22 protein-coding genes and 1 pseudogene are annotated in these 26,607 nt (G+C 60.0%); 9 read left to right on the plus strand and 14 right to left on the minus strand.

Annotated features, from left to right (window positions below; genetic code table 11):
• Positions 1 to 122: 122 nt before the first annotated feature.
• On the minus strand, positions 123 to 965 hold the full coding sequence (locus tag NKJ73_RS14845) for a D-glutamate cyclase family protein (RefSeq protein ID WP_352569931.1): 843 nt from the start codon (positions 963 to 965) through the stop codon (positions 123 to 125).
• A gap of 646 nt (positions 966 to 1,611) precedes the next feature.
• Between NKJ73_RS14845 and NKJ73_RS14850 the strand changes: the two genes are divergently transcribed.
• Together NKJ73_RS14850 and NKJ73_RS14855 are read left to right on the plus strand one after the other, a co-directional pair.
• On the plus strand, positions 1,612 to 2,268 hold the full coding sequence (locus NKJ73_RS14850; RefSeq protein ID WP_352454219.1) for a Crp/Fnr family transcriptional regulator: 657 nt from the start codon (positions 1,612 to 1,614) through the stop codon (positions 2,266 to 2,268).
• A 550-nt stretch (positions 2,269 to 2,818) separates the two neighbouring features.
• Positions 2,819 to 3,577: a LuxR C-terminal-related transcriptional regulator gene (locus tag NKJ73_RS14855; protein ID WP_352454218.1), complete on the plus strand. Its 759-nt coding sequence runs from the start codon at positions 2,819 to 2,821 to the stop codon at positions 3,575 to 3,577.
• A gap of 114 nt (positions 3,578 to 3,691) precedes the next feature.
• On the opposite strand, the gene NKJ73_RS14860 is transcribed toward NKJ73_RS14855, so the two are convergent.
• On the minus strand, positions 3,692 to 3,958 hold the full coding sequence (locus NKJ73_RS14860; protein WP_352454217.1) for a hypothetical protein: 267 nt from the start codon (positions 3,956 to 3,958) through the stop codon (positions 3,692 to 3,694).
• 336 nt (positions 3,959 to 4,294) lie between these two features.
• A complete protein-coding gene (locus NKJ73_RS14865; RefSeq protein ID WP_352569932.1) occupies positions 4,295 to 5,116 on the minus strand; it encodes a LuxR C-terminal-related transcriptional regulator in 822 nt (273 codons plus the stop codon).
• Between NKJ73_RS14865 and NKJ73_RS14870 the strand changes: the two genes are divergently transcribed.
• The 3 genes and pseudogenes from NKJ73_RS14870 to NKJ73_RS14880 form a co-directional block, all read left to right on the plus strand.
• Entirely contained in the window at positions 5,094 to 5,543 is a 450-nt protein-coding gene (locus NKJ73_RS14870; protein WP_352569934.1) for a hypothetical protein, read from the plus strand. The two genes, NKJ73_RS14865 and NKJ73_RS14870, sit on opposite strands and share 23 nt — an antisense overlap.
• Before the next feature lie 531 nt (positions 5,544 to 6,074).
• Positions 6,075 to 8,000, plus strand: coding sequence for a polysaccharide biosynthesis/export family protein (locus tag NKJ73_RS14875; RefSeq protein ID WP_352569935.1), 1,926 nt, complete (start codon positions 6,075 to 6,077; stop codon positions 7,998 to 8,000).
• 514 nt (positions 8,001 to 8,514) lie between these two features.
• Positions 8,515 to 8,751, plus strand: a pseudogene (locus NKJ73_RS14880) (class I SAM-dependent methyltransferase); the annotation flags it as partial.
• A 127-nt stretch (positions 8,752 to 8,878) separates the two neighbouring features.
• Here the strand turns inward: NKJ73_RS14880 and NKJ73_RS14885 are convergent.
• The 11 genes from NKJ73_RS14885 to NKJ73_RS14935 all read right to left on the minus strand — a co-directional run bounded on the left by NKJ73_RS14885 (position 8,879) and on the right by NKJ73_RS14935 (position 21,679).
• Positions 8,879 to 10,048, minus strand: a complete 1,170-nt coding sequence (locus NKJ73_RS14885; protein ID WP_352569936.1) for an FAD-dependent oxidoreductase — start codon at positions 10,046 to 10,048, stop codon at positions 8,879 to 8,881.
• Positions 10,049 to 10,118: 70 nt separating this feature from the next.
• Positions 10,119 to 10,409 carry a hypothetical protein gene (locus tag NKJ73_RS14890; protein WP_352569937.1) on the minus strand — a complete coding sequence of 97 codons (291 nt, stop codon included), beginning with the start codon at positions 10,407 to 10,409 and terminating at the stop codon, positions 10,119 to 10,121.
• Between the two features lie 94 nt (positions 10,410 to 10,503).
• Positions 10,504 to 11,685: a GNAT family N-acetyltransferase gene (locus NKJ73_RS14895; protein ID WP_352569938.1), complete on the minus strand. Its 1,182-nt coding sequence runs from the start codon at positions 11,683 to 11,685 to the stop codon at positions 10,504 to 10,506.
• Between the two features lie 40 nt (positions 11,686 to 11,725).
• On the minus strand, positions 11,726 to 11,995 hold the full coding sequence (locus NKJ73_RS14900) for a hypothetical protein (RefSeq protein ID WP_352569939.1): 270 nt from the start codon (positions 11,993 to 11,995) through the stop codon (positions 11,726 to 11,728).
• Between the two features lie 13 nt (positions 11,996 to 12,008).
• Entirely contained in the window at positions 12,009 to 13,343 is a 1,335-nt protein-coding gene (locus NKJ73_RS14905) for a lipopolysaccharide biosynthesis protein (RefSeq protein WP_352569940.1), read from the minus strand.
• Complete coding sequence (locus NKJ73_RS14910; protein WP_352569941.1) at positions 13,334 to 14,611, minus strand: glycosyltransferase family 4 protein; 1,278 nt, start codon at positions 14,609 to 14,611, stop codon at positions 13,334 to 13,336. Before NKJ73_RS14910 ends, NKJ73_RS14905 begins: the two co-directional genes overlap by 10 nt.
• A gap of 14 nt (positions 14,612 to 14,625) precedes the next feature.
• Entirely contained in the window at positions 14,626 to 15,270 is a 645-nt protein-coding gene (locus NKJ73_RS14915) for a hypothetical protein (RefSeq protein WP_352569942.1), read from the minus strand.
• A 100-nt stretch (positions 15,271 to 15,370) separates the two neighbouring features.
• Positions 15,371 to 17,347 carry a putative glycosyltransferase family protein gene (locus NKJ73_RS14920; protein ID WP_352569943.1) on the minus strand — a complete coding sequence of 659 codons (1,977 nt, stop codon included), beginning with the start codon at positions 17,345 to 17,347 and terminating at the stop codon, positions 15,371 to 15,373.
• Positions 17,347 to 18,492, minus strand: a complete 1,146-nt coding sequence (locus tag NKJ73_RS14925; protein ID WP_352454206.1) for a glycosyltransferase family 4 protein — start codon at positions 18,490 to 18,492, stop codon at positions 17,347 to 17,349. The genes NKJ73_RS14920 and NKJ73_RS14925 overlap by 1 nt, the downstream gene beginning before the upstream one ends.
• Positions 18,480 to 19,298: a glycosyltransferase family 2 protein gene (locus NKJ73_RS14930; protein ID WP_352569944.1), complete on the minus strand. Its 819-nt coding sequence runs from the start codon at positions 19,296 to 19,298 to the stop codon at positions 18,480 to 18,482. The genes NKJ73_RS14925 and NKJ73_RS14930 overlap by 13 nt, the downstream gene beginning before the upstream one ends.
• A 701-nt stretch (positions 19,299 to 19,999) precedes the next feature.
• Positions 20,000 to 21,679: a glucosamine inositolphosphorylceramide transferase family protein gene (locus NKJ73_RS14935; protein WP_352569945.1), complete on the minus strand. Its 1,680-nt coding sequence runs from the start codon at positions 21,677 to 21,679 to the stop codon at positions 20,000 to 20,002.
• Between the two features lie 334 nt (positions 21,680 to 22,013).
• Here NKJ73_RS14935 and NKJ73_RS14940 point away from each other — a divergent pair, with 334 nt between their 5' ends.
• From NKJ73_RS14940 to NKJ73_RS14955, 4 genes are read left to right on the plus strand one after another with little or no spacing between them, the layout of a single operon-like run.
• Positions 22,014 to 23,303, plus strand: coding sequence for a glycoside hydrolase 5 family protein (locus NKJ73_RS14940; protein ID WP_502896647.1), 1,290 nt, complete (start codon positions 22,014 to 22,016; stop codon positions 23,301 to 23,303).
• Positions 23,300 to 23,821, plus strand: coding sequence for a glycosyltransferase family 2 protein (locus NKJ73_RS14945; protein WP_352569946.1), 522 nt, complete (start codon positions 23,300 to 23,302; stop codon positions 23,819 to 23,821). The genes NKJ73_RS14940 and NKJ73_RS14945 overlap by 4 nt, the downstream gene beginning before the upstream one ends.
• Positions 23,809 to 24,987: a glycosyltransferase family 2 protein gene (locus NKJ73_RS14950; protein WP_352569947.1), complete on the plus strand. Its 1,179-nt coding sequence runs from the start codon at positions 23,809 to 23,811 to the stop codon at positions 24,985 to 24,987. Before NKJ73_RS14945 ends, NKJ73_RS14950 begins: the two co-directional genes overlap by 13 nt.
• The gene (locus NKJ73_RS14955) at positions 24,988 to 26,604 is read left to right on the plus strand and encodes a Rossmann-fold NAD(P)-binding domain-containing protein (RefSeq protein ID WP_352569948.1); all 1,617 of its coding nucleotides are present in this window, start codon (positions 24,988 to 24,990) and stop codon (positions 26,602 to 26,604) included.
• The last annotated feature ends 3 nt before the right edge of the window (positions 26,605 to 26,607 follow it).

The raw sequence follows: 26,607 nt of genomic DNA on the forward strand, positions 1-26,607 counted from the left end.
CGCGTACCCGAGTCATGCTCTCAGAAAACCGAACGGCGGCAAAGGGTGCCTATCCTCGCGTCCGCCCTGCAGTCGAAGTGATTCGGAGCCGTTGGATCAGGCAAGCTCCGACTTGAGCACGATCATTGCAAGCTCGCGCCAAGTTCGAAATTAGGCCAAGACAGCGCTCGTGCATCCACGTCGGTGATCAGCATATGGCCCGGCGAGACTGTGATGGAGATCGCGAGTTCGGCACGAGCAAGAGCGTCTTGGGCGGTCAGGCTGCTCGCCCAGAATACAGGGATCTCCCCGTCCAAGACTTCGACGGCATCACCCCAGTCGGGAGCCATCAAATTTCGGATGCCGACCGTCGTGGGCTCTCCGACATGGATGGGAGACCCGTGCGCATGCGGAAAGCGCGCGGTGAGCACGCGAACCTTGTCGACTTCGCTATGCCGTATCGGACGCATGGAGACGACCATTTCGCCACCGAACGGTCCGACTTGGGACGTCTCGATCTTGGTGCGGAACTTGGGGGCGGTTTTTCCACGGCCGATACGCCGGAGTTTCACGCCTCGTTCGACAAGTGCGGCCTCGACGGTGAGCGAACTGCCGAGCGCGAAGGCCGCAAAGTCATCTTGCCACAGGTCGATGATGTCTGTGGTCTGGCGGATCATCTCGCCGAAGTGATAGATGCTGTACTGTGGTGCATCGGTCCGGATATCGATATCGCCCAGCGCAGGCAGAAATGGGCTGCCCGCACGGCTCACACCGACCAAAGGGCAGGGTTTCGGATTGCGGACACAAAACTGATAGAAATCGGCGGCAAAGCTGCGCGGCACAATCACGACGTTGGCCTGGAGCTTGCCGCGCGCAAGCCCTCCTGTATGCCCTTCATAGGCACCCATCCTGACGAGTCTGCGCAATCTGCCCGCATCGACCATTCGCAAATCCTCGTAGATCGGTAAAGTGATCGGGCGAGCCATGGCTTCCAACGGATGCGCGTTTCAACGACACGTCGAGAGCGCGTAAGATCATCGGCGGGTCTGCCGCTTGTCAAATCATCAGAATCTTTCCTCATTGATAAATCGTATTTATTGGCCGGCGAAGGATGGCACTTTTTATTAGCTTTTGCTCATATTTATTTTCATTGACACTCGCGGCAGCCGATCGCTTCTATCTGTCGGCTTGCCTCATGCAGGAAACCAAGATCGCGGTTCATGACTTAGGCGGGCTGACATCGGAAGCCAAATCGGCAGGCTACGTCCTGGCGTGCTGCAGCCGCCCGCAAGGCGACGTTTTGCTTGACCTGTAATTGCCATCCGCATCGCGGGTCAGCTTTTGCGTTCCATAGCCAAGCCATAGTGTTGCGACCGCAATGTGATTAGCGTTTCGGAGCCTGTTGTCCGGCTGCACGGGAGAGTTCACCGCCGCTGAACCCCTTAAATTAATTGCAGTTTACCTCATTCAAACAGACGAGGACAGTATGCAACCCCGCCCCTAGGGTAAGAGGTCGTTCTGTCGATTTGTTCGGGAGAAACTATTGCAAGTCGTGTGGAACCAGAAGCAAGTTCGCGATTCTTCATGCAGACACTATTGGAGTTCATGTGCTCGCATCCCATAGGGGGAACGTTGTCGAAGGACGAGTGGGGGAACAACGATTTTCTCGGTGTTACCGCAAAAATCTATAAACCCCATTCGGTGATATGCCGGCAGGAGGACGACAACAGTGAGATATTCATTGTAAAATCGGGCTGGGGCATACTTTATCAGGCACTGCCGGACGGAGAGCGGCAGATCATAGACACTCCCCTCAAGGGGGATGTCGTCGGTTTCCGTGGCTTGGACGGACCCCGTCTTGCGTCGCTGGCGTCCATAACCGAACTAGCTGTTTATGAAATTTCCAGTAAGGAACTGGTCGAGGCCATCCTGTCGGAAGGCCGAATCGGGAAGAAGATCGCCTGCTCTCTGGCGCGCCTGAACGCCATCCTTGCCGAACATCTCATGAATACCGGGCGGCGGAACGCGATGAGGCGTACCGCCCACTTCCTGCTAGAGTTGGAGGTGAGGCTCTCCAGGGTTGGGCTGTCGGCGCATGGAAGGTATGAGTGTCCTCTTGCCCAGCATGAACTGGCCGACATACTCGGCATGACCACGGTTCACGTCAACCGAACGTTAAGGGAGCTCCGCAAGGCCGATCTCGTCTCTTTCAAGTCAGGCCATGTAGAGGTGATCAATCGCAAGAAGCTGGTCGAAACAGCCGGATTCGACAGCGAGTATCTCAGGTAGCGGCTATCTCTCTTGAAGAGATTATCATGACGGGCGGCAACTCGGCCTGTCGCACCGAGGCCGGTGTGTAGCTGAAATATGCGCGGAGCCCCTTTTACTGCGGCAGATCCACGGGTGGGGCTCAAGCTAAATTGTTGAGCCATGGCTATCAGCGCGGTGCGCTAACCATGTCAACGGCACCTTCAGGAGTTCTGGTCTACCGCGGGAATCGCCGAAGGTACCAGCCGATCAACATTCGGCTGCCTGCTAGGTGAGATGGCCAAGTGGTCCTGTGCATGCGTCTTCAGGCGGATTGCAGCCCTTTTGGTCCGGCTTGGCGCCGGTTCCCTGAAAATTATGAAAAAAGCAACCTATGTTAGAGACTGCTTATAAATAAACCCTACACTTACCCAAGTTGGGTGTCTGCTGGGTCGGGAACTAAACAGGACGCAAATGGAGTAATCGAGCCTCGACGTTTCACAAGGCGCAATACCAAGTTTTTCAATGCCAGAGAATGCGGAAACCATATCGGCCGGCGCAAGGCGGCTTGTGTGGAAGAGCGGGTATTGATATGGGCTCCACAGCAGGACTGCACAATTACACTTCGGCAAATCGATCCGGAGTCCCGTCCGGTGGAACGGAAACCGTCCGCGGGCAGACAGGCAGGGAATGCCTCCTCATTCTGGACGGAAGGGCACTAGACCGCGAGTGTCTCGCATCGGCTCTCGTGGACCACGAACTCGGTATGGATGTCACCGCGTGGCGTTCCGTCGAGGAATGGCGCGTCGGAAAGAGCTCTGCCCCTCCCCTTGCAGCCATACTCTTCAACCTTGGCAGTCGGAAGGTTACAGATTATGGCCTCGCTGACGAGATCAGGCACATTTCATCCGAGTTCAAATCGGTCCCTGTGGTCGTCCTGGCCGAGACAGAAGACCTTGCCCAGATACTGACCGCTCTCGAATGCGGTGCACGCGGCTACATTCCGACCTCTGTTGGAATCGATGTCTGTGTCGAGGCAATCAACCTCGCGGCAGCGGGAGGCATCTTCGTGCCGGCGAGCAGTGTCCTTGCTATGCGGCACCTGATAGAGTCGGGCCGCCGCGACACGCAGCCTTTGGCGGGCATTTTCACGCTTAGGCAGGCCGAGGTTGCGCTAGCGCTCCGGCGCGGCAAGGCGAACAAGATCATCGCCTACGAACTGAATTTGCGCGAAAGCACGGTGAAGGTCCACATCCGCAATATCATGAAGAAGCTAAAGGCGACCAACCGCACGGAAGTCGCCTGCAAGGTCAACGATCTTCTCTCAGAAGGAACTCTGCCTGAAGAGTGAGCCCAAGTATAACACTGCCCACCTTGGGTGAATCCTGTGGCCATGTTCGGCTATTCGCCCTATCAAACATGTATTGTGAAAGTCGAAGGGCGGAATCGGCGGCTAATCGGCTGTCTAAGCAGGCTCGGGGAAGGTGTGTCTTCCTACCCATCCTATGGCCTCCTCGATCGTATCGAAATTCTTGTGCTGCCCGCTCAGCAGCCCGAATCCCGTTTCGAGGAACCATTTGCCTTTCGTGGAATATGCTTCCTCGTCGATTTGGGTAAGGACCGCCACCAATTGGTCGCGTTTCCACACCAGCACCCCGGATTCTCCGCCTTCAACCGTTCCGATCCGGACTTCGCTGAATGACAATCCAGAAACAGTCTTCGCTTGGCCCATTTTGATGAATTCCTCAGATTCAAAATGGCAATAAAATCCGTGAGCTTTGCAATTTGTTATCAAATCACGCAGTGAGTTCGAGCCGTTTGAGGCGATCTAATTCGGCAATCGACGCTATTGAGTACAGGCGACAACGCGTAAGGAAACCGGATCTGAGACGACCGCCGCCAATACAAAGGGCCGGGTCGTGGTCACATCGGCGCCGTCCACATGATGCGTGCGGTCTCCACCGCGCTCCTTCGCCCAGCCCGGGAACGATTTGAGCCCTATGCCTTGTTGATCGGCAACGAAGTTTGGCACAGGGATGCGCCAGCCCAAACGAAGATCTATCGCAGGTCATATTGGATGATCATCATCGAGAAAGAGGTATCCGTTTTGTGCTTCAGGCAGGTCATGCGGATGGTGAGCTGACTGAGGTTCTATCGTGTCGTTCCCCGTCGGGCCGTCGCCAGACGCTGGAGTAAGCATACCATGGTTCATTGCCCAAACTGCGGCCTGTGTTCGGTTGCGAACCCGAACCTTTCGAAGGATGGCCTTGACGTGTACCTTCACTGTAGCCTCGGCGATATTAATCTCGCGCGCGATGACTTTGTTGGATTCCCCTCCGATCAAGCGACGCAGAATGGACTTCTCCCGATTTGACAAAATCACTAGTTCTTCACCTTCAATCTCCACTTTAACTGCAGCGCTCGGTAACTCAGCAGCTACAGCATCATTTCTCAACCCTTGTCTGATATCTTCAATTACCATCGAAGTTTCCGTAGGCAACACGATTTGCCCTAGCGTAACCAATTCGAGAGCTTTAATGAACGTGTCGTAAGCAGCGACCTTTGTCAGATACCCGTTAGCCCCGGCACGAAAAGCTGAGATTATATTGGTCGTTCGACAGTGATCGGCTAGCGCAACGACATGGCTGGTCGGGTAGATCGCCTTAAAGTCTGCAATTTGTGCGAACTCAGCATCCGCATCAGTATCGCCGACATCTATGATGAGCAAGATGGAACGGTGCTGGGGTAGCGGCTTCTGCAGAAGATCGTGAACAGTCGCCGCGGAGAAAAGAATACGAAAATTTGCCGCATTCAGGGTTCGACTAAGCGCTTCTCGAAGCAACTCGCTCGGCTCGACAAGCACCGTTATGAAAGATTTTCTTGTCATCATCGCATTCTCGCTCGGCGCGATTGGGATACACATGTCGATTGGGATGCTCCAAAGCGCCAGCCGCACAGTTTCTTTTGTTCTTAATGTTACGCTCGGAAACCCTTACACCCAAATACCATCTTTAGGCGTAGGGCAGCATCATCGAGGCGTATCCGAATTCTTCAACCTGGGGCTTTTGGTCAAGGGCACGAGCTCTTGGTTTCAGCAGCTCAGGGAGGCGGCCATCGTAGCAAAGGACTGCGCGGCCGTGAGGATTGCCAGGGCTTGTTTTCCGGTGGGCGTGGTGGTGCCCCCGATCTGGCGGGAGAGCGTCGCGGTTTATGCGGCGAGCGGCGGGCTCAGGCGAGCCGCCCCGCGGCAGTCGACCACTCGGGGATGTCGCGCAGGGCCGGGTGAAGCCGACACTGACGCGGGCACGCTGATCTGAGCACACGCCGCACACGCCGAGCTTCAGCAGCTGAGGCAATGCGTGCCGCGGCCGATTTAGGGTAACGCTGCAAGGGATCTTGCTTTGTCGGGGCCGGAATTCTAGCCAGACGTGAGAGCCGACGAAAGAAACGCGATGCGGCCAGTTTCGCTATGATTACCCGATAGGATTGCCAAGACTGACGGCTTGGTCGCGTCGTTCTTCTGGGCCCGGACAACATAGTGGGAAACGGCCCAGCTATCCTGCCAATGCATGTCGGAGCCACAGAGACGCACGTCGGCAAACCAAGTTTCCGGCCCTCCGTTTCGTTCGATCGCGTTTGTCCTGTCACCATCGAGGAAGCTCTCCTGGAGCGCAGCAATCCGGTTGGACGAGTTTGCCCCAGATTCTCCTTTATCCGAATGGAGTGCCCACAAAGGGACAGTTGTGCTGCCGGCGGTGAAGGGTCACGATCCGGTCGAGCCTTGCTCGACCGGATCGGACGCATCGGGCGGGCGGGATGGCCACCATCGAAAGAGAAAGCCACACGCCATGGCCGTTAATACAGAATTCAATTGCGAGCCCGTCGCTCCCTCGTCACAGGCGGCCCAGCGCAGGGGATTGAAGGCCATCCTGCTTGTCTTCGGGCTCTCCGGGGTCGCCGCCTTGGGCGGGGCCGCGGCCAAAAACTTAGGGGCACTAGAGATTGTTTCCAGAGCCGTGGCACAGGTCAAGGAAGTCTCCCGACCCGTGATGCAGCCCGTGAGACAGAAGGTCGAAGATGCCTCCGCAGCCGTGATACAAAACGTCGAGGCGGCCTCCGCAGCCGTGGCGCAGAAGGTCGAGGCTGCCTCCGCAGCCGTGGCGCAGAAGGTCGAGGAAGTCTCCGCAACCGTTGTGCAGAGGGTCGAGGATGTCTCCGGGGCCATGATGGAGACGGCCGACGATGTTTCCGGAGCCGTGATGCAGAAGGCCGAGGATGTCTCCGGAGCCGCGGGAGCCGTGATGCAGAAGGTATCTGCTGTCATCAATGGCTGGCAAGAACAACCGGTTCAAGCCATGGCCGAACCTTCCCGTGCGATCGCGTCAGGACCGAATGCGGCGGGCGTGGCGTCAGTCGAACGGAGTGTCGAAACCAATGCCGAACTCCCCAAAACCCGCAGCAAGGCACCAAGCGTGCCCACCGGATACCTGTTTGGCGTCGGCGATCGCCTCAAGGTCGCGTTCTACGAGCGCGTCGAGGTCGAGGAAGACAAGTGGGGGCGCGCGCCCTCGGCCTTGCGCGGCATCCTGCAGCGTCCGGAACTGAGCGGCGAATATATTATCCAAGAGGACGGCACGATTTCCGTGCCCTTGCTTGGCTCCATTCCGGTCGCCAACAGGTCTACGCAACAGGTACAGGCCGACCTGGTGGAAACCTTCAATCAACTGCTGGGCCGCGAGGGACTGGTCAACGTCCTGCCGCTGGAACGCCCGCCCATCTACGTGCTGGGGCCGGTCAAGAATCCAGGCTCGTTCAAGTACGCGGCCGGCATGACCGTCCTGCACGCGATCGCGCTAGCAGGCGGACTGGACCGGGCCGAGGGCGAGCCGTGGCAGAAGATCGAAGCCGTACGCGAGATCCAGAAGCGGAGCGGGGCAATCGACGCCATGTTGAAGTTGCTCGCGCGCGCGGCCGTGCTGAAGGCCGAGCGCGACGGTACGAGACCCACAATCCCGCGCCAGTTGCTGGAGCTGGCCGGCGCGACCGAAGCTGCCAAACTCGTCAACGAGCAGAGCGACCGGCGCAAGGCCGTCGCCACGGCCCGCAAGGATCGTGAGCGCGCGACCCTGCGTGCGCTGGACGCGGCCAAGCAGGACGTTGTCGCGTATGGGCGCATGGAGTCGCTCAACGAACTCATCAAGCTGCGCCAGGAGCGCGTCAACAGCATGCGCACGCTCGTGGACCGCAAAGTTGTCAGCATGACCGTGATGGATCAAGTCCAGGGCGAATTGTCCGACGCGGAACAGCGCCGGCAGGACGCCCTCAACCAGTACGCGGCCGCCAAGCAGCGCCTCGCTTCGCTGGAGTCTGAGGTGTTGCGGACCAGGGCCGACCTCAGGATCGATCTGGAGGTCGAGATCGAGACCATGGAGAGTCAGATCGCGGCCAATCAGCGCGAGTTGAACGCCAGCGAAGGCGTCCTGTACACGATGCCGGTGACCCGCGCCCAGTTTGCGAAGGACGCAAACAGCGCAACTTATCAAATCGTGCGGCAATCGGTTGCCGGGCCGGTCAGCATCGAGACCGTTGGGATGACCCTGTTAAAGCCAGGCGACCTCGTCAACATCATCATAGGCGAAAGCGAGCCAAGAGAGCCGGCCGGTTCGTCGGTCCCAACCGTGTCGCCGAGCTGCGAGAGCTTGCCGGCAGCGTGCAATCCCAACGATGTCGAGCCTGCCCGCGTGGTGAGGGAGGAGAGGATCGGTCCGAATTGACGCCCGGCAAGGACATTGGTCTGCATTGCTGGTCTGCGTGGATGAACTCGTCGGCACGAAGTGGGAAGCGCGAACCGACCACTCGCCGTCGCCGACAGCTTGAACCGATTCATGATCGAGCATGTCCGCCTCCGCTTGCATGTCGGCCTCCGCTCAGGAGTTCGGATCACTGACAAAGTTGCAGTGAGATGACATCGAACGGGATGCAGGTGCCAATCAAGGGGGATTGGTCAAAGATCTCGGAATTTTGTCACGACGCGCGTACGCCCGAGCGAAATTTGCGCACTATCAAATCGAGAAGGCTCTGGCTACTCAGCTGCTGAATTCAGATCAAGACGCTCGGCTCAGCCTCCATGCTAAAGTGTACAGCAAGCTTTTTTGTCCAGAAAGGCGCGCGTTTCGGCGAATTGGGGGCCGGTTATTGTAAGCTTAGCCTTAGCATGTGCAATAATTGCTCATCAGATGCAATCGACGTAACTGACGCGTTACCGCCACCTGGGAGAAGCCTGTCAATTTTCAATTTGTCAAGATCGATGGTATCCATCTACATTTCGCCGATAATAGTCTTGATTTTGTGTTTAGTGGTCGGTTGATGGAGCACCTCCACCCCGACGACGCAGTAAGGCAGCTTTCGCAGCTATACCGTGTTCTTGTACCTGGCGGTGCCTACTATTGCATCACTACACACGCGGTCACGGGTCCTCACGACATTCGGTATACTTTGACAAAGTTGCATGTGGATTCCACCTGAAGGAATATAGCTACCGTGAGCTGTCACGCGCGTTTACGGGGATTGGCCTCGAAAGCAGGCTGTGCTGTTCGGCCATGGGGCGTTAATGAGCTCGTTGCTGCCAACAACGCTGTCGATACCGCCAAGTTCAGCCTGCTCCCCAACGAACTGCGCTTGCCGCCAAGCGAAGTTGTGGGATCGAGATTCCCATCATGTCGAGACCAATCCTGCCCATCCGACGAATACGCCATAAAAGCGTTGTATCGGACGCCAGTGATCGGTTGTAAGATGCTTCAGCAAGCGACCATTCATCACAGGCAACTTTGACGGGGTCATTGTAGTATGTCCGGATTTTCTCGACCCCCATTCCGGGTGTGGCTAACCATGTCGGAATATGATGGCGTAACCGATCAACGTCGGTTAGCACTTTATTGAGACCGGTACCCGCCGCCGGATCGCTGGTAGCAAAACTGTCACCAACCAATACCAGACCGGGTTGCTGTTCGTGATTCTGCGCGGCGTAAAGATCAACGGGTCGAATCTGAATATCGCTTGACACGACAGCATCACCAAGGAGACGCTTCAATCGGGGCATTACCGCATACAATGCAGATAACGGCGATGTGCGCACTTCCTGACACCACGGATGGCGTATATCACCATGGTAGACGAACACATTGGCGCGCATTCTTGAACCAATCGGAAACATGCTCACATAACCCATGGGCCCTGGCTTTTCCGCAAAATACGTTAAAGCTTGAAATTTGAAACCAGCTTTAGAGGTGAGATCAAAACCAACACTGATCGAGTGGCATTTACTGATCTCGGATCGAGTGATCGCACCCCGGACGACATTGTTTAAGCCGGTCGCCACCACAATCAATCGGGTCGACCATGTGTCACCATTTGACAGGGTAACTTTCTGCCGGTCGGAGCTCGTCGTTATTTTGGTCACTTTAGCGCAGATGAATTGGACACTATCTGGAATCTGGCGGCGAATAACATTTACCAAATCCTGATAAGCCATCCCATATTCGCAAGGCTCGCCGTGTTTCCCATGCTTTTTACCGATGACATAACCGTGACGGGCCACCGATATCTCAGTCATCGGTGTCGCAGCCGCCAATACGGCATCCGCCAGCCCGGTTTTTTTGAGCAAGTCGACTTGATCGTCATCGAGTTTTTCGCAGCGAAACTCCACTGGATAGACTTGATGGATATCAACAAGGATGGTCGAAATCTCCATCCGGCCAAGCATCGCAGCGGCTAACGAGCCGGCGGTACCACCCCCGAGGACCGCTACATCAATATTATTCAATTCCCGCTCCTCCGCTCACCACTTCATTGACAGCACGATCATGACGGCACCAAACGGTGTCGAAGAAAATTCAAGACTCCGTCTTTTGCTGCAAAACCAAACTAGCGCGCTTGTTTATCACGCGACCAAACCGCGCAATCCACAGTTCGGTAAACAGCTTTGACGCAATCCCCTCCATCGACCCGCCAGTCTCGCGAAGCAACTTGAAGTGCTTCTCCTCAATTTTCTCGCAGCAAAAATCCTCCGCACAGGGATGATGCACGTCGATCAGGACGATCGAAATCCGGCTCGCCCGAGCGTCGCGGCGGCGATAGAGCCGCCCCAGACCGCCTCCTACAATCCCAATATCTGCACTATACATCATCGTCTCCCGCAGATAACTTAAATTATACCATACTTTTTTCGCGAAGCGCTATGATGTATCCCACACCAAGTTCAAACTCACGATCGTCCAGTCAGAGAAACATGCGATGCAAGGATCGTCTTGTCTTGCGAAAAACCTGCCGCAGCGGCGGCTTTACTAACGGCGTTTTGGCATACCATGTATGTATGTAATGAATCGCCATTCGCACCGCAACGACAATACGACCGAGCAAAGTTCTGCTATCAAAATGGAAAAACAGAAGCAAATTGATATCGGACCACGAAAGCTTATAAGGCTCGTCGCCGATCGTGAAATCGAATTTCTGAATCTTCCGGCCAATGGCATATTGCATCATTTGCTGAATATGCTGACGCCCGGGACTGTATTTGGCAAACTCCTCCAGATAACTCGACATCACCAGTGAATAACTGGAATTGAACCGGAGACCCAGACCCGTCGCCACCGGAATCCCATCCACATCCAGCCGCGTGACATGGATGACCTCGCGCAACCGAGGATTGGCGACAATCGCCAAATAAAATTCGCGAAAACCCGGACGTTCGAACATATCATGAACACCCATTCGGGCATAGCTGCTCCGTTTTTGTTCGATCAGCTTTGCAATGGTGCACTCGATCTCGGCCTGATCTTGCACGTCTACAAAGCGAATCGCGCCGCCACCTTGCTTGGCGAGGTTTTTGGCCTTGCGCCGGTGGGTATGCAGCGTCGAATTCGAAAACTTTGACGCATAAAACCGATTCCAGTTCGCTTCCGGGAGGGTTGCGACATGTCCGGCGCAATTAGCCAGCAAGACCGGCAACTCGAGAAAGGGATTAGGTTGAGAGCCGACAACACTGGGCATATTGTAAAATTCAACAGTGTCGAAACGAAGTCGAGGATAGTCTTGAATCGCCCGCATTATGTCTTTCCACAGGCGGCCGAATCGCCCAGGTTTCACGTGATCGCTAAAATTTATCGCCAGAATGGGCGAATTATAATCGCACAATTCCGATCCAAACCAGACCAGCCGGCGGATCAGACTATGGCGTTCGATCGCCAATGGTAGAATAAAAACCGCCACGCCGGTATCGTCGAGACCCAGCACGATCACCGGGATCAGTCTCTCTTTGGAGCCGATGTGGTGATACCATTCCATCTGCCAATCAAACAATTGGAATACGGTACAATCCGCATGCTGCTCTAATGTTCTCCATTGAGCTTCCACCGCGTCCATATCGGTGAAAATTTGCAGAGCAATATTCGCCGTCGTCATTGGGTGTGCCTATGTAACAAAGGTTTAGCCAGTCCTGCTGCTAGAGAATGTTCTGCTTGAAATCCCAAAAGGTAGCGTGCCTTGTCCGGGTCGCCGATCGAATTATAGGGAAGAACTTGCGGATGACTTCGCCCGCAGGCTGCTCCAGTCTGAAGAAGCCACTCAAAATGAAGAACAGTTGGACCCGCAGCGCTCCCGCCCCGATGCGGAAGTGCGTTTTGACCCACGGCCAGCCGAAGTGCTCGACGCCGACGAGTCCGATCGCGATGGCCCACCGGCCATCCAATTGCAGTCGACAATCCAGCGCCATAATCGGTGTCTCCTCAAGTCTGGAGCGGCGACGCGGTCGGTCGGTCGTGCGCGGGGCCGGCCGCAGAATCCAGTTTCATCGCGAAGGCCAAAATCAGGGCGGCACATGCACCCTCGATGCTGACCGCGAGCGTCCAGCCTAGGACCAGGCCTTGAAGTCCATCAAGCTTCGCCCCCGCGACCACGAAGCACAGCTCCAGCAATCCGCCAAGCGCGAACCAGCGAGATGCCTTGCGCATCCTGTCGCCCAACCGCGCCAGCGTACAGGCATGAAATTTGAGCGTTGATCCCAACAGGCTGAAGCCGAGGAAGTGTAGGCTCGAACCGGCGATCTCAGGATAGACCGGATTGAAGACCGCAAGGATCTCCTGCGAATAGGTAAAGACGAAGACGGCACAGGCCAGCGAGAAGAGCAATGACGCCGACAGCGACACAAGGATGTCGTGTCTGGATTGTTTCGGGCTTGTTCTGATCACAGGGAACAGGATCGTGGCCATGGCTGCTGGAATCAACGAGGCCGTGAAGACCAGCATCCACAACGGCATGAGGGCGGCATTTGTGATCGGCGACAGGAGAACCAGCACAAGGTAGGGCATGATGACGACTGGTGCCTGCGAGGCGACATCGAGCGCGTAGTGGTCGAAGACCTTGCTTCGGAGCGTATGGAGCAGCTGGAAATCGGGAGGCCCAATGAGGCGACGCGCACCGCCCCGGGTCAAGAGATCGACGCCGATACAGGACGCCACCAGGCTGGCCACCCAGCTCAGAAGAAGCGCGGCATTGGAGGTGTAGCCAGCGGCAGCGGCGACGGCGATCAGCATCAGCTTGAACGTGGAGAACAGCACCTGCCGGATCATCCTGCCGGTGCTGCGCAGGTTGCCGACGAGCGCCAGATCGACCATCGCGCAGAGTACGGTCAGGCAGCAGCCGAGGACGAACGTAACACCCTCGAACCAGCCGCCGATCGGCCCGGTCGAGCTGTTGAGGTACGCCTCCCCGAAGACAAACAACAAGGCCAGGCCGACCGCCAGCGCCACCCCGACGGATGCTGCAGCGGCCACGAGGCCGCGCCCCTTGCCGGGGTGCCGTACGATTTCACCCATCAGCAGGGTCCCGAGCCCGGCTTCGCCCAGCAGGCCGACGAGCGCCATCACGGACAGGAGGGCGGAGGCCTTGCCGATCACCTCCGGCGGAAACAGCCGGGCCGCGAGCCACCAATAGACAAACCCAAGACCGGCCGTTGCAATCGTTCCGATCGCCACAGCGCCGGAATTCAGAACGAGCGCGGCGCTCTTTTGAAGCTCTCGCCGGACGCGAATAATGGCTGTCCCCACGAGACCTATTGGCATGATGGCTCCCCCGAACCTTGCTGCGCCGGTACCGCTGACCTGCTAGCGGCTGGGCACACGACGTCCCGGTAGACCTGCTCGATCCGAGTCACGACCGCTCCTGCCTTGAGGCGCCCGACTCGGGCGAGGCTTGTCGCCTCCAGGCGAGCGAGCAAGGCGCGGTCCTGCAGAAGGGTCTGCATTGCGTGGGCAAGGACGTGCGCATCACCGGGCGGCACGAGAAGCCCGGTTTCGCCATGATCGACGAGATCCGGCATGCCGCCCACGCCGGTTGCGACGACCGCCTTGCCGGAAGCCATCGCTTCCATGATGACCGTCGCGCAGGCTTCGGGCCCGACCGACGGCAGCACCCCGAACAGTGAGCGCCGCCACGCATGCATGATGGCGGAATGCGGCCATGCATTGAAGACGCGAACGCTCGGCGGAAACTCTGTTGGCGTATCGGCGACCCGGCGCCCGATCAGGACCAGCTGCGGCGCCCGTTCTAGGCCGGCATAGGCTTGCAGGAGAACGTCAATGCCCTTGAGGCGCATCATATCACCGACGAACAGGATGAATTCATCCCGGGGTAGCTCACGCAGACAGGGATGTTCCGGGCCAAGCATCGCAACATCATCGGGCACAAAGTTGGGGATGATCTCGTAGGGGGCGCGGCCTTCGGTCAGTCCGGTGTGGCGCGCCACCGCGTGGCTCACCGCGATGAAACGGTCCACCGCGCGCCGAGCGGCAAAACTCGACGCCCAGTTGCCCAAAGTGGTCGCGGCTGCCTTCACCGCCCCGTAATGTCCTGCGGCGCAGGGCAGGCACTTGGCCGGCGCTGGGCCACTGCAGAGACGGGCGCCCAAATGCATGAAGTTCTTCTTGGCGCAGACAAGGCCGTAATCGTGGAGCGTAACCACGAGGCGCGCCCTACTCCAACCTTTGAGCAGCAGGAAGGACGCGTAGATCCAGTTATGGGCGTGGACTATGTCCGGCTCCTCCCGAGCGACCAGCCGCCTCAGGGCAAGCACCAATTCGGGATCTGGAAAGGGCGGTGCATGGCGCCGCTCGGGATCGGTGTGAAGGCCCGACAGGCGCTGGAGCGTTCCCTGCAGGCGATGCACGCGGACCGCGCCGTCCAGCTCGGTTTCAGGCGATCCAGGATGCATCAAAGTCCCGACGCTGACATGATGGCCCCGCTGCGCCAGCGCCGCGCCGAGATTGCGGACGTGCCGCTCCTCTCCCCCGATCACCGGAGGATAGAACTGTGATAGCAGCAGGATGCGCATGGTCCAGCCTCGTTCTAGATGCGCGGCACCATCGTCGAAACGCTGCGATAGAGCCGGTTGTCTTCCGGTCGATAGAGCCGCGCCTCGGCCGTCTGGCGAGTTCCCAAGACGGGCACCGGGATTTTCCGTGTCCAGGTGTCGCCCGGCGCGATGGTGAGCGATCGGAAGATGGCGAACGGCTGCCCATCAAGGGTGATTTCCAGGTCGAATCGCTGAGGTTGGGTCTCGGCGCTCCTGATGCCGACGGTGATCTGGCCGGACTCGCCACTGGCCGACGGCAACAACCAGAACGCGGTGTATTTGAATTCCCGGTAGGCCGCTTCGTCCCGGACAGCAACCGCGTAGGCTCCGGTCGCCACAAGCAGCGCTAGCATGAGCGCGGCCCCCTGCCAGAACCGGATCCGCGCTGGTGCCGGCCAGGCTGGCAGATCGGGAGTGTCGCGGCGCCCGGCCGCCAGCAGCGCCGCGGCGGCCGTCACGGCCCAGAACCACAGCGCCCACCCGAGCGGTGTAAGGAAGCCTGCGGCGTTCAGGGCAAAGCCCCCGGCAATGCCGGCGGCGAGGCTTGCTCCGACCGCGTAGACCAGGTGTTGCAAGGCGGAGGTGGTCCTGACACCCATGGCCCGCAGCACCACGTGGCCCGAGACGAAAAACACCATGGGCGCGCCCAGGGCAGTACGCAGGAGCAAGCTGTCGCTAACCGAAACGGCAGCCACTGCGGCCCCCGCCCACAGGCACGCGGCCAGAAGGTCCCACTTGCTACCAATTCTCATGCAATCCTCTCACATCGTAGATGACGATCCAGCCGTTGTCGTAGATGCGGGTGACGCCCTTGACGTCATTGAACTTGAGCAGCGCTGCGCCCGAGAGCGGAGTTCCCTGCTGGGCTTGCCACGGCTGAAAGTAAAAGCCGAGCACCGGCGGAGCCGTGGTCAGGCGAAGGTCAATGAGCAGGAAATCGATGTCGCTTCGCGCCAACGCCCAAAACTCGTCGGGCCCCAATGTCTCGGCATCGAATATGCGCGCGGGATCGATCCCTTTGACGATGGTGACTCTGACGTCCTGCCGGCCGTAACCCGCAAGCAGAAGACGGTTGATACGGTCGGTGGTGAACCGGTTGCCGGCACCGAGCCATTCCCTGGCCCAGAGTGCCGTTTCGATCCCCATCGGCTCGATCGATTCCTGATCTGCACCCACCCTGTAGCGCCCATGGATCGGATTAATCGAAGAACTCGTCACGCCGCCTAGGACCATGATCACCAAGGCAACGGCAGGCGCGATGCGGCGCCACCCGCGTGGCGCGCGACCCTGCCAGAAGTGGACGATGCTCACCGCGACGACCAGTCCAACGCCGATGAACACGAACGTTCCCATGCGGTTGCCGATTTCCCAGCCGGCGACGGTCAGTCGGAAGGCCACCGAGACTGGGAGGCCGAAGGCCAGCAAGCTGAGCAGCACGAGGCGGCTGTCGCGCCAGCGGCGTTTGAGAATGCCGTGGATGGGACGCCAACCGGATCGCGCACCGCTCGGCGCTGCCAGGGCCAGCGACCGAAAGAATCCCGTTGCCAGTCCGAGCGCCACCAGCAGGAGCGCCAGCAAAGTGGTGAGCCGCATGTAGAGGGCCTTGTCCGGCGCTCCGAGGTGCTCCGACGGCGGGGTGGGCGCGCCTCGGATCTTCCCGAGCAATGTGTCGAAGCCGGACTCGATCACCGGACCGAGATAGCCTGTGAGAGGGACGTCACGGGCCTGCACCCACAGGATCGGCAGGGCTATGGCGAGGATGGCGGCGAGACCCACGGCAATGCTGGTCTTGATCCGAAGGGAGTCTTGCCGGCGCAAAGCCTCGAGGGCCGCTAGCGCTCCGAAATAGATGGCGGCGAAGGCGGCCGAGAGGTGATGCGTGACCGCGAGGCTTGCCAACAGCAATGCAATCAACCCGAGCGACTTCAGCCTCGGTTGCCCGACGAGATCCTTGGACGCTGCTTCAACCGCGAAAGTCAGCAGGCACAGCACCATGCCGAGGCTCTCGTAAGAGAACATCGAGTCGAACAGGAAGAAGGTTGAGCAACCCATATAGGCCAGACAGGCGACGGCCGAGATACGCGGCGATCCGGCGATGCTTTCAAGGAACAGAAACAGTGCACCGATGAACGTGCCCTTAAGGATGACCAACAAGAGCGCTCCCGCCACAAACAAGGGCAGTCCCGTCAAATCGACGATCGCGGTCGTCAGGATTTCCAGGCCGGGGTAGCTTGACCCGATAGGAAAAAGCGGGTTGGACAGGAACAGCCGCCGGGCCGTGATGAGATCCTCGGCCGCGATCCAGTGCAAAACCTCGTCGTAACCGCTGAAGCTTGTCGGGGAATAGACTACCTTGCAGTAGAACAGGGCTTCGGCAAGCAGGAACAGGAGCACCAGGCGCTCACCCCTGGCTGTTGTCGGCCAGGCGATGCGAAGGCTGATCGGAGCGACCAGGAGAACGACACCGGACCAGAAGAGCGGCGCCGCCACGTCATAGTCCCGGCGCCCGGCTGCGTGCCCGGCCACGACCAGGAGTAGAGCCGCGGCGATCGTTAGGCATAGAGCCGCGATCCATCCGGAACTGGCGCGTTGCGATGGGGCATCGGCGCTGCCGTCGCGAAGGTCGGGACCGACAACGGCCAAGACGAATCGGATCCCGACCTGGAGCGGGTTGATCCTGGTTCCTGCGGTGAAATGAGCTGGCAACATCAGCATCATACTCTCCTCGCAGGAGACCAGGATGTCAGACCACCGGGGGGCAAGGGGACAGTGGATCGGTTGCCGAGGACATCATAATAGACGTCGCTAAGCGCGTGCGCGCAAGCATCCCAGTCGGGCAGCGCCAAATCCGGGACCTCCCGACGGGACTCGAGTTCCTCGGCCATCGCGGCGGCCAGCTCTCCCGGACCGGCGTTGCACGGGATCGCCCGGCACAGGCCATTGGTGGCCAGCTCCCGCAGACCGGACGTGTCGCTGACGAGGACCGGACGGCGAAGTGAAAGGGCTTCCATCACGGCGACCGGATGGGCTTCGTATTCGCTGAACAGTATGAAGAGCGCGGCGCTCGCCAGGAGGTCTGCCATTTTCTGCCGCTCGGATCCGGGGATTCCCGCAATGGTGACCCGCTTTTCGAGGCCGAGCGTCGCGACGAGGCGTCGTAATTCTCCCTCGTACGGGCCTCTTCCGACGATGTGCAGTCGGGCATCCGGTACCCGGCGGATCAGTTCGGGCAAGGCCGCAATCGCCCGGTGATGGCCCTTGTAACGCTCCAACCTGCCGCCCGAGACGATCAGGTGCGGATCGACCTTGACGCCGGGGCTCGCAACCGGCATCGCGGCACCGTTCGGGATGACCACAAACCGTTCCCGCGGCACGCCCATCCTCGCGCTGAAGAAGCTGGCTTCGAATTCGGAGACGCCAATCAGCCGCGCGGCCCGGGCCACTAGCGGCCGGAGCAGCGCGTGCTGCGTGCCGCGCATGGCGTTGCGCAGCCGGGAGGAATGCCCGCCGCTGTGGAAGGTCAGGATGAACGGAAGGTCCCCGCGGACGGCCGCCAGCAGCCCGATCGGCGCCACGAAGCTGTTGTAACCTTGGAAATGGATCAGATCCCAAACCCCGCGCCGGATGGCGGTATAAATGCGGGGCGCCACGTAGAGGTCCAGCTCCCTCGGCCAGGCCGGCACGCGCTGCACGCGCATGCCGGGCACCGCCTCCTCAACCGGCAGCTCCCCCGAAGGATCGGTAGTGAGCACGTCAACCGCGTGGCCACGCGCAGCCAAGCGAGGGCCGACCTCCTGGATGTGAGTTTCGATGCCGCCCATGAAGGGGTAGCAGCGAGCGGCAACCATCAGGATTCGCATCGGGGTTGTCCACCGTCATCACAGGCTGTGGCGCTCCGCCTGTGCTGTTGGTGCAGCCTCTCGCGCAGGATGGTTTTGAGGACGCGCCAGCCGTCCGGGATGGGGCGCAGGTGGCTCACACCGCTGATGCGCCGAGCCTCGAAACTTGCCACCTCGACGATATTGAGGTGGTTCTTCAAAGCTCGCACGTTGATGAGGGTCTCGATCTCGAACCCGTCGCAATCGCAGTTCAGCGTGGCGACGTGCTTGGTCCAGAAGGCTATGTATCCGTAGCATAGATCGGAGAACCAACCGCCATAGAGCAGCCGCACGAACAGGGTCAGGCCCGTGTTGCCGAACATCCGGAACAGCGACATGTCACCGGTGCCGGCGCCCTGGATAAATCGTGAACCCTTAACGAGATCCGCGCCGGCCATCAGCGCACTGACAAACACGATCGCCTCCTCCGGGACCATGGAGCCGTCGGCGTCCAGCATGACGATGATGTCGCCTGTGGCGGCCAGGAATCCCGCTTGCAGTGCAGCGCCCTTGCCCCGGCGGGGCTCCATGACAACCTTCACGTCCTCACGCAGGCGGCGCGCGACCGCGACCGTGTCGTCGGTCGAACGACCATCCACGATAATGATCTCATGCGCCCAGTTGGGGATGCGCGGCAGAAGCCAAGGGAGGTTCTTGGCTTCATTGAGCGTCGGGACGACGAAGCTGACTCGGGGCAGACTCAACGATCGCCGCAGCGCGAAATTGATCGGGTCAGGCGGCGATGCGGCACCGATGGGGGCGACAATGCTGGAAAGACGGGCGTTCATGGCAGCGCTTTGAGGTCGTACGATGGGACCCAGGGGGCGGGCTGAAAGCGCGCCAGGACTGCCGATAGGTATCGGGCGAGATGATGGGCCGGGTGATACGTCCGGTGCTCCGCATCACGCGCAAGCAAATGCGCGGCTAGCGACAAGCCGTGAGGGCCAGCTCCAATGACCGCCACATCCACGGATGCGCTTGATCCAACCATATGCGGACTCCCGGCCATAATAAAATGAAGATGAGATGAAAGAAGATCGGTACGCTTGCAGCCTCCCCCTAATCTTAGTTATGAATCTTAGTTATGCGAGCATTACTGATGCAGATCTGAAATGGAAGGACGATGGATGGTTAGGAAAAGACAATAGATGATTAGCTCTTTTGGGGTATCCCTTCAGGTATTTTCCAGCCCAGACTACCTGCGCGGATAGTGCGGCAGCGGCACCGATCATCTTCAGCAGCTGTGTTGGCAGCATTGCCAAACCCGTTTAGACCTCTGGGGCCACCTTCAACGCCAGCGAGGACATCCATCGACCCGCGGCCGGCACTAGCTCACAAGCGACAATTTTCTACTGAGCGAACCGTGCGGAAGGCAGCGAAGATCGTCGGCGCGAAGAAATGAACGTCCAGACAACGCTGACATTGCCACTGGCCAGAAGCTGCAATGTGCAGGTGGGCTCGCTCCTTCACTCGGCCGTGATTTCCGAGCTTATTCTGTGCCCGAGAAGGGTCGGGCGCGCCCGGCCCTTCTCAGGCGGGGTACCTTGCGCTCGACCACCTGGCTACGGGTGGCTGACCCGGACGAGACCGCCCAAGAGAGGGACTGCCCACGCGGTCCCGAGACCCCACGCGGTCCCGAGACCGGCGCGTCGGGTACCAGCAAACGATAGGAGGTCGTGACCTCTCGCAAACCCCGGATATGCCCGAACAGGTCGATCACCTCCAAGCCAGACCGGCGGTTGTAGGTGTGACACCCCAACGCTCCGGACCAAATGCGACCGACCGGGGTCTGGGCAAACTCCGACGCCCCGAGCGCATCGATCTGGCAGAACGTCACCGCGCTGCCATAGCCGCGCGCGCAGTCTTGGACCGGGCGTAGCGTGCGTCCGCCGTGTCGGATGACGGCGCCTGCGGGGCGGCTGAGCCTGGCATCGATCAGGACCGGGTTGGCGGCATGGGGCGTCCAAGACCCGGTCAGGCTCTCGGCACGGTAGAGGCTGAGGACATCCCAAGACGTGGAGCTCCACCGCCTTGGGCTGACGAAAAACCAAAAGCCGCCCTCATGGCAGAGAGGCGTGGTATCGTAGCCCTCGATCCCCTCGATGAGGCAGGCCTCCCGCGTCCACCGGTAAGGGAATTCCACTGCCCTGTAGAGGCTAACATTCCTGGCCGTCCCCGATTCGGGGATCATCCAGATCTGCCCGTCCTGCTCGAACACGAACGGGTATGAGAGGTGATGCGGTTCCTCCAAGACGATCTGGGGTGCGCCGACGGTCCCGTCCCGGTCCGCTGCCACGACCGCAATGCACCCCCGGTTCTTCGAGTAGAGGTACTGTTCGACAAAAATGAAATCCTGCCCCTGGCGCCGGAACGGGAACGGGTCGGCAAGGTAGCTGTCGGTGCTTCCGGTGAGCACCGAGAAGGTTGCTTCGCCTTTGTCGAGCAGGCTCGCCGATTCATCGAAGCGCCAGCCAACCCCCCACATCCTGCCGCCTCTTGCCAGGACGTCCAAAAACCTGATCGCTTTCGATGCCACCGTGCCGGTCGCCCTTGCAAGGGCCGAGGATGCGCCAAGTGAAGGCACGGCCGTCCGTGAACCGGGGACACCGGACGCAGCTGAACCGGTTTCCTCGCGCAAGGCTTTGAGGATCAGCAGCACAGCGCAGGAGAGGACGCTGTCTAGACTCGCTGAGAACACTCCACGGTCTACACTGGCCGGACGGGCCATCCACGGCCGCAACGGGCGCGCCGTGTCGTGCAGGTCGACGAGAAGGTCCTGATCATTCGCCACGGCCGCCATGACGCCGATCTCGCCGGGTACGCCGTTGAAGAGCGGCGTCAGCACCCGCAGCCCCGCCGGGCGCGTCTCCTCTCCGCTCAAATCGATCACCACGTCCACTTGGTCGGACGGAGGCGGCGGCAGGGACCGCAGCGCCGCCTCGACGGAGTCAGTGGCGCCGTTCCCGCGAAAGCCATAGACCAGTCGTTCGAGTTCGAGCAGCAGACGGCAGGTCAACGGCAGCGGGCGGCGACCGGCCGCCAAAGCGCAGGAGACCTCGTTGCCGGGCACTTCAGCAAGCGCTTCTGCCAGCCAGAGGTGCCACCGAAGTAGCCGCGATGGATCGAGACTCAGGCAAATGCGCATTGTTGTTCTGACCGCGGATTTCAAAAGGACGCCGGCTCACAGCTTGACGAGAACCGCCTGCGGCGATCCGCCTTACCAAGACTCCGCCGCGGGCCCGCGGGCCAGGGAGGTAGATGGAAAGCGATGGCGCGTGTCACAGCGCGAGAATATTTCCCACCTATTACTACCGCGGGGACTCGCCAATAAGAGGAGCCGAACTCTTGGTTGGGAGCGATGTCTGACAGCACGGGTCCATACTCGAGCGACCGGAATCGGCCAAGCACCACTATGCCCGAACGACGCCCGGGCTGTGCGAGGTCAGAGGAGGTAATCCTTCGGGGCTGTTGCACTCGGCGCCCGGCGAGAGCCACATGCACGGGTGATTGTTGGCTGGCAACGAGTGAAAAATAGGCTGCGCAATGCCGGACTGCGGGTGCTGGTGTGCGCGTTGCTGTCCGTTCCAGCAGTCGTGAGCGCCGCGGATGACCCGTCGGCAACGTCCTTCATCAAGACTTCCGAAACGAACTTCACCTTGGACGGCAAGCCGTTCTTCGTGACCGGCGTAAACAACCACTATCTGACCTACGGGTCGCCGGATGAGGTCACCCGCGTTCTCGATGACGCGGTGGCGATGGGCGCCAATGTGGTCCGCACCTTCCTCCAGCCGGTGATCGGGTCGCTCGACGGAAGCAAGCCTACGATCTGGGATTGGCGGCTTGAAGGCGAAGCCAGCAATCTCGCGGTCAAGGGCACGTACCTGCTCTACTGGGACCCGAGCCAAAACAGGATGGCGATCAATGACGGCGCCGACGGCATGCAGAAGGTTGATTTCCTCATCGCCGAGGCCGGCAAGCGACGCCTGAGGCTGATCATCGCCGTCCTGGATTTCTGGGCCTTCACAGGCGGCGCCCAGCAGATGCGGGCCTGGTATGGGAGCCGGGACGCCCCAGGCGTGCAGAGCCAGTACGACACCGACCTCAGCAAAGAGAAGTCGGAGTTTTTCTTCCAGGATCCGCGCACGAAGCGCGACTACAGGACCTGGGTCAGCCACGTCGTGCAGCGAGTCAACCCGCTCACCGGGCTCGCCTACCGGGATGATCCGACCATCATGGCCTGGGAGCTAATGAACGAAGGCAATGCGCAGCCGGAGGCCTTACGATTGGCTTGGACCACCGAAATGACGGCTTACGTGAAGTCGCTCGATCCGAACCATCTCGTCACCTCAGGGCACGCTAACGTCGAGTCGAAGCTATCGGATCTGACGATCCCGACTCTCGATTTCGGGACCTGGCACGGCTACCCGCTCTACTACAAGCTCACCGTCCAGCAGTTCGACAGCTTGATCACCGAGTTCTGCCGGTTGGCAGTTCGCGCCGGCAAGCCGGTGCTTCTGGAGGAGTTCGGCTATGCCCGCTCCAATCAGAACTTTGCCCAGGCTTACGCGATGTGGCTCGACACGCTGACGCGCGAGCGCAACTGCGCCGGCTGGATGGTGTGGCGGCTGGTGTCGCGGCAGGACAACGGACGCTATCCCGTCGACGAATATGACAAGTTCGATATTCACAACGACGGAGGTCCGCTCTGGAACATCCTCAAAGCCGCCACGGCTCGGGCGACGCAGACACGCGAAACCAGCCCGGCCTCAGAAACCAGCCGGCAGTTGCCATGACCGAAGCCTCCGTCGTGATCTGCGCCAACACACTCGATCGCTGGGACGATTTGAACGCGGCCATCGCGTCGGTGCGCCGCCAGACCTGCCCGGCCCGCGAGATCGTCCTCGTCGTCGACAACGATGAGGCGCTCTTGGAGCGCGCCCGGCGCGAGATCGAGGGTGTCGTCGTCACACCTAATACCAACGTGCGTGGACTGTGCGGCGGTCGCACGACGGGAGCCGGATTGGCGCCCGCGCCGGTCGTGGCGTTTCTCGATGACGATGCGATCGCCGATGAGCGCTGGCTGGACGAGTTGCTGATGCCCTACGCCGACCCGCGCGTGCTTGGCGTCGGCGGCCGCCTCGAGCCTCTGTGGCGCAAACCTGGGCCCTCGTGGTTTCTTTATGCTGAGAGCCGGCTTCCGGGTAAGCCGAATCCAGCGCGTGGAAGTCTGGCTTTATCGCACCTTCTATCGAAGAGCTTGGGGCAGACATTGGCAGCTCAAGTCGGGAGAATTCCTAGATGCGTATTCTGATGCTTGCGCAATCCTGTACGCCGATTGGCGTTGGCCAGCGGGGCCACGTCCGGAACCTAAGTATCGGTTTCGCCCGCCGCGGTAATGACGTTGGCGTTGCCACAACCGGTCAGCCTGGATCGAAAACCGGGCAGACCGAGCATGGCGTCACCAGCGAACGCCGGCAGGTCCCGCGCCCCCCCACGATCTCGGTGATTATCTGTGCCTACACCGAGGACAGATGGGAGCTGATGCTTCAGTCGGTGGCCTCGGTTCAGGAGCAGACCTTGCAACCCTGCGAGATCATCGTATGCATCGACCACAATGAAATCCTGTTTCACCGTTGTGCCGCGTACTGGGCTGGCTTCGCCGCATCCACCCCTCCGATACGGGTGATCCAGAACAAGTACGACGGGCACCTGGGGTCGGCCCGAAACACGGCAGCCGAGACAGCTGCGGGAGACATTCTGGCGTTCTTGGATGACGATGCAGCGGCCGACAAGGACTGGCTCGGGATTCTCACAGACCCGTATCAGGATGAGCGCATCGGCGCCGTCGGCGGGCGCCCCCTACCGGTTTTCGAGTCTAGCCGCCCGGCCTGGTTTCCCGTGCAGTTCGACTGGGTGTTCGGATGCGCTTATGACGGTCTTCCGACAAGCCGAGGCCCCTTGGCTCATCTTATAGGTGCCAACATGTCGGTGCGGCGAACCCTCCTTGAGCAGGTGGGAGGGTTCCACTCCGACAATCACGACGACATGGACATGTGCCACCGCGTGGCGCAGATCAAGGGTAGTGAGGCTGTCATCTACGAACCGGCAGCGACCGTCCGCCACTTTGTACCCGCCTCACGGCCGAGTTGGAAGTACTTCTGGCGCCGCTGCTTCTTCGTCAACAAGGGGAAGATCGAGGCTCTTGCCCAGATGGGCGACGCCGCAACTCTGGGTGCGGAAACCCGCTTCGTCTGGTACGCGCTGACCAAGGGCGTACCGCGAGGGATTTGGCAAGCCGCCAAGGGTGACCCCCACGGGCTGGTCCGGTCCTCGGCCATAATCATTGGCATAGGTCTGGCCGCGGCAGGCCACGCCGCCGGTCATGTCGAGCGGGCGCGGCGATTGCGCCGGCAGCGCCGACAGGCCACCAGGCAGGTATTTAACACAGCCGCGCGAGCCAATGGGCGAGAGAAGTGAATGCCTTCTTCGATAATCATTGGTTCGGGTCCGGCTGCAGCCGCCGCCGTGTTGGCGCTGTCCGGGAAGTCTGACGAGAAGATAACTGTGTTCGATCCGGGCACCGTGCTGGACGTCCAGACGCAAGAGGTAATCTCCAGGCTGTCCAAGCTGCGTGTCGGCGACTGGGATGAGGAGGACGTCCGCCGGATCGGATTGCAACCCAAGCGCGTACAGTCGGATTCGCTCCCTGAAAAGAGAAGCTACGGATCCGATTTCCCGTTTGTCAACAAGGGCCAACTCGACGGAGTCCACTCCCAGGGTAGAGTCAACTCTGCTGTGATCTCATGCGCCTACGGAGGGTTCAGCAACGTCTGGGGGGCCCAGATCATGCCCTTCAGCGCTGCCACATTCAAGAGATGGCCGTTCGGTTTCTCGGATATGGAAGAGCACTATCGGACGATCCTTGGTCACATTCCGTTCGCCGGAGAGTCCGACGATCTCGATGAGTGGTTTCCGCTCATCGGATCTCCGCACCCGCTTCCGCCGCTGGCACCGCGGACGCAGATGGTGCTGGCCAACTACGACCGGCACCGCGATCGTGTACGCTCCACCGGAATAACCATAGGGCGCGCGCGGCTCGCCTTCTCGGCGCCCGAATGCCAGCCCTGCGGCCTGTGCATGACTGGGTGCCCGCGGTCGCTGATCTACTCGGCCTCGCACAGCTTCGACCGCTTCAGGCGCAGCGGGAGGATCGACTACCACAGCGGGCTGCTCGCGGTTCGAGTCGGCCAGGAGGCCGACACGGCAGTCGTGGAGGCTCGGGAGCTATCCAGCGGCCGGATCCAGCGATTCGCAGCCGACCGGGTCTTCGTGGGTTGCGGAGCTATCGGCACCACTCGGCTGATCCTGGGCTCGCTCGGATCGGACCAGCCGGTCCATCTTTCGGAATCGGCTCAGTTCGTTCTTCCAATGATGTCCGTGAAGCCGACTCCCGACCCACGTACAAGGCGCGAGTTCACACTCAACCAGTTCAACATGGTCATCGGCCGGGACGACGAAGGCTTCGACGTCTCACAGGTTCACTTTTACCCGTTCAACCACGCATACTACGATGCGCTGCCCGGCTTCCTCCAACATCCCGCCGCCGCCTTCGCGACAGATCGGCTGCTGAGCCGATTGACGGTAGGCCTCGGCTATTTGCCATCCTGGGCGTCACCCAAGATACGGATCACAGCCCAGGTGCCCGCAGCTCCTGATGAGCTACCCCGGATTACCCTTACTTCCGAGGGGTTCAGCGAGACCAGCGTCAGGGGCAAAGACGTGCCTCCGACGCTGCCTGACGTAATAAAGCGCATCTATAGGGCAGCACCTTACCTTGATTTGTGGCCGGTCACGTCGCAAATGCTGTGGTCGGGTGGGGCCAAGAGCTACCACTTTGGCGGCAGCTTTCCCCACGCTAGTGAGCGGGACGCCCGGAGTGCGACGACAGACCGCGTCGGGCGGCTGGCGCGTTGGGACCGGATTCATCTTATCGACGGTTCGGTTTTCCCAAATGTTCCGGCGACTACCTTTACGCTGACTGTGATGGCCAATTCTCATCGCATCGCCTGCGAGGCGATGGAACTGACGGGGTGAGCA

The sequence above is a fragment of the Mesorhizobium sp. M0074 genome (genome assembly GCF_040322975.1).
Lineage (GTDB): Bacteria > Pseudomonadota > Alphaproteobacteria > Rhizobiales > Rhizobiaceae > Mesorhizobium.

Coding starts and splice junctions, on each gene's coding strand:
- NKJ73_RS14845 (WP_352569931.1), bottom strand. CDS start 965: ATGGCTCGCCCGATCACTTTACCGATCTACGAGGATTTGCGAATGGTC.
- NKJ73_RS14855 (WP_352454218.1), top strand. CDS start 2,819: ATGGGCTCCACAGCAGGACTGCACAATTACACTTCGGCAAATCGATCC.
- NKJ73_RS14860 (WP_352454217.1), bottom strand. CDS start 3,958: ATGGGCCAAGCGAAGACTGTTTCTGGATTGTCATTCAGCGAAGTCCGG.
- NKJ73_RS14870 (WP_352569934.1), top strand. CDS start 5,094: ATGAAAGATTTTCTTGTCATCATCGCATTCTCGCTCGGCGCGATTGGG.
- NKJ73_RS14865 (WP_352569932.1), bottom strand. CDS start 5,116: ATGATGACAAGAAAATCTTTCATAACGGTGCTTGTCGAGCCGAGCGAG.
- NKJ73_RS14875 (WP_352569935.1), top strand. CDS start 6,075: ATGGCCGTTAATACAGAATTCAATTGCGAGCCCGTCGCTCCCTCGTCA.
- NKJ73_RS14890 (WP_352569937.1), bottom strand. CDS start 10,409: ATGTATAGTGCAGATATTGGGATTGTAGGAGGCGGTCTGGGGCGGCTC.
- NKJ73_RS14895 (WP_352569938.1), bottom strand. CDS start 11,685: ATGACGACGGCGAATATTGCTCTGCAAATTTTCACCGATATGGACGCG.
- NKJ73_RS14900 (WP_352569939.1), bottom strand. CDS start 11,995: ATGGCGCTGGATTGTCGACTGCAATTGGATGGCCGGTGGGCCATCGCG.
- NKJ73_RS14905 (WP_352569940.1), bottom strand. CDS start 13,343: ATGCCAATAGGTCTCGTGGGGACAGCCATTATTCGCGTCCGGCGAGAG.
- NKJ73_RS14910 (WP_352569941.1), bottom strand. CDS start 14,611: ATGCGCATCCTGCTGCTATCACAGTTCTATCCTCCGGTGATCGGGGGA.
- NKJ73_RS14915 (WP_352569942.1), bottom strand. CDS start 15,270: ATGGTGTTTTTCGTCTCGGGCCACGTGGTGCTGCGGGCCATGGGTGTC.
- NKJ73_RS14920 (WP_352569943.1), bottom strand. CDS start 17,347: ATGCTGATGTTGCCAGCTCATTTCACCGCAGGAACCAGGATCAACCCG.
- NKJ73_RS14925 (WP_352454206.1), bottom strand. CDS start 18,492: ATGCGAATCCTGATGGTTGCCGCTCGCTGCTACCCCTTCATGGGCGGC.
- NKJ73_RS14930 (WP_352569944.1), bottom strand. CDS start 19,298: ATGAACGCCCGTCTTTCCAGCATTGTCGCCCCCATCGGTGCCGCATCG.
- NKJ73_RS14945 (WP_352569946.1), top strand. CDS start 23,300: ATGACCGAAGCCTCCGTCGTGATCTGCGCCAACACACTCGATCGCTGG.
- NKJ73_RS14950 (WP_352569947.1), top strand. CDS start 23,809: ATGCGTATTCTGATGCTTGCGCAATCCTGTACGCCGATTGGCGTTGGC.
- NKJ73_RS14955 (WP_352569948.1), top strand. CDS start 24,988: ATGCCTTCTTCGATAATCATTGGTTCGGGTCCGGCTGCAGCCGCCGCC.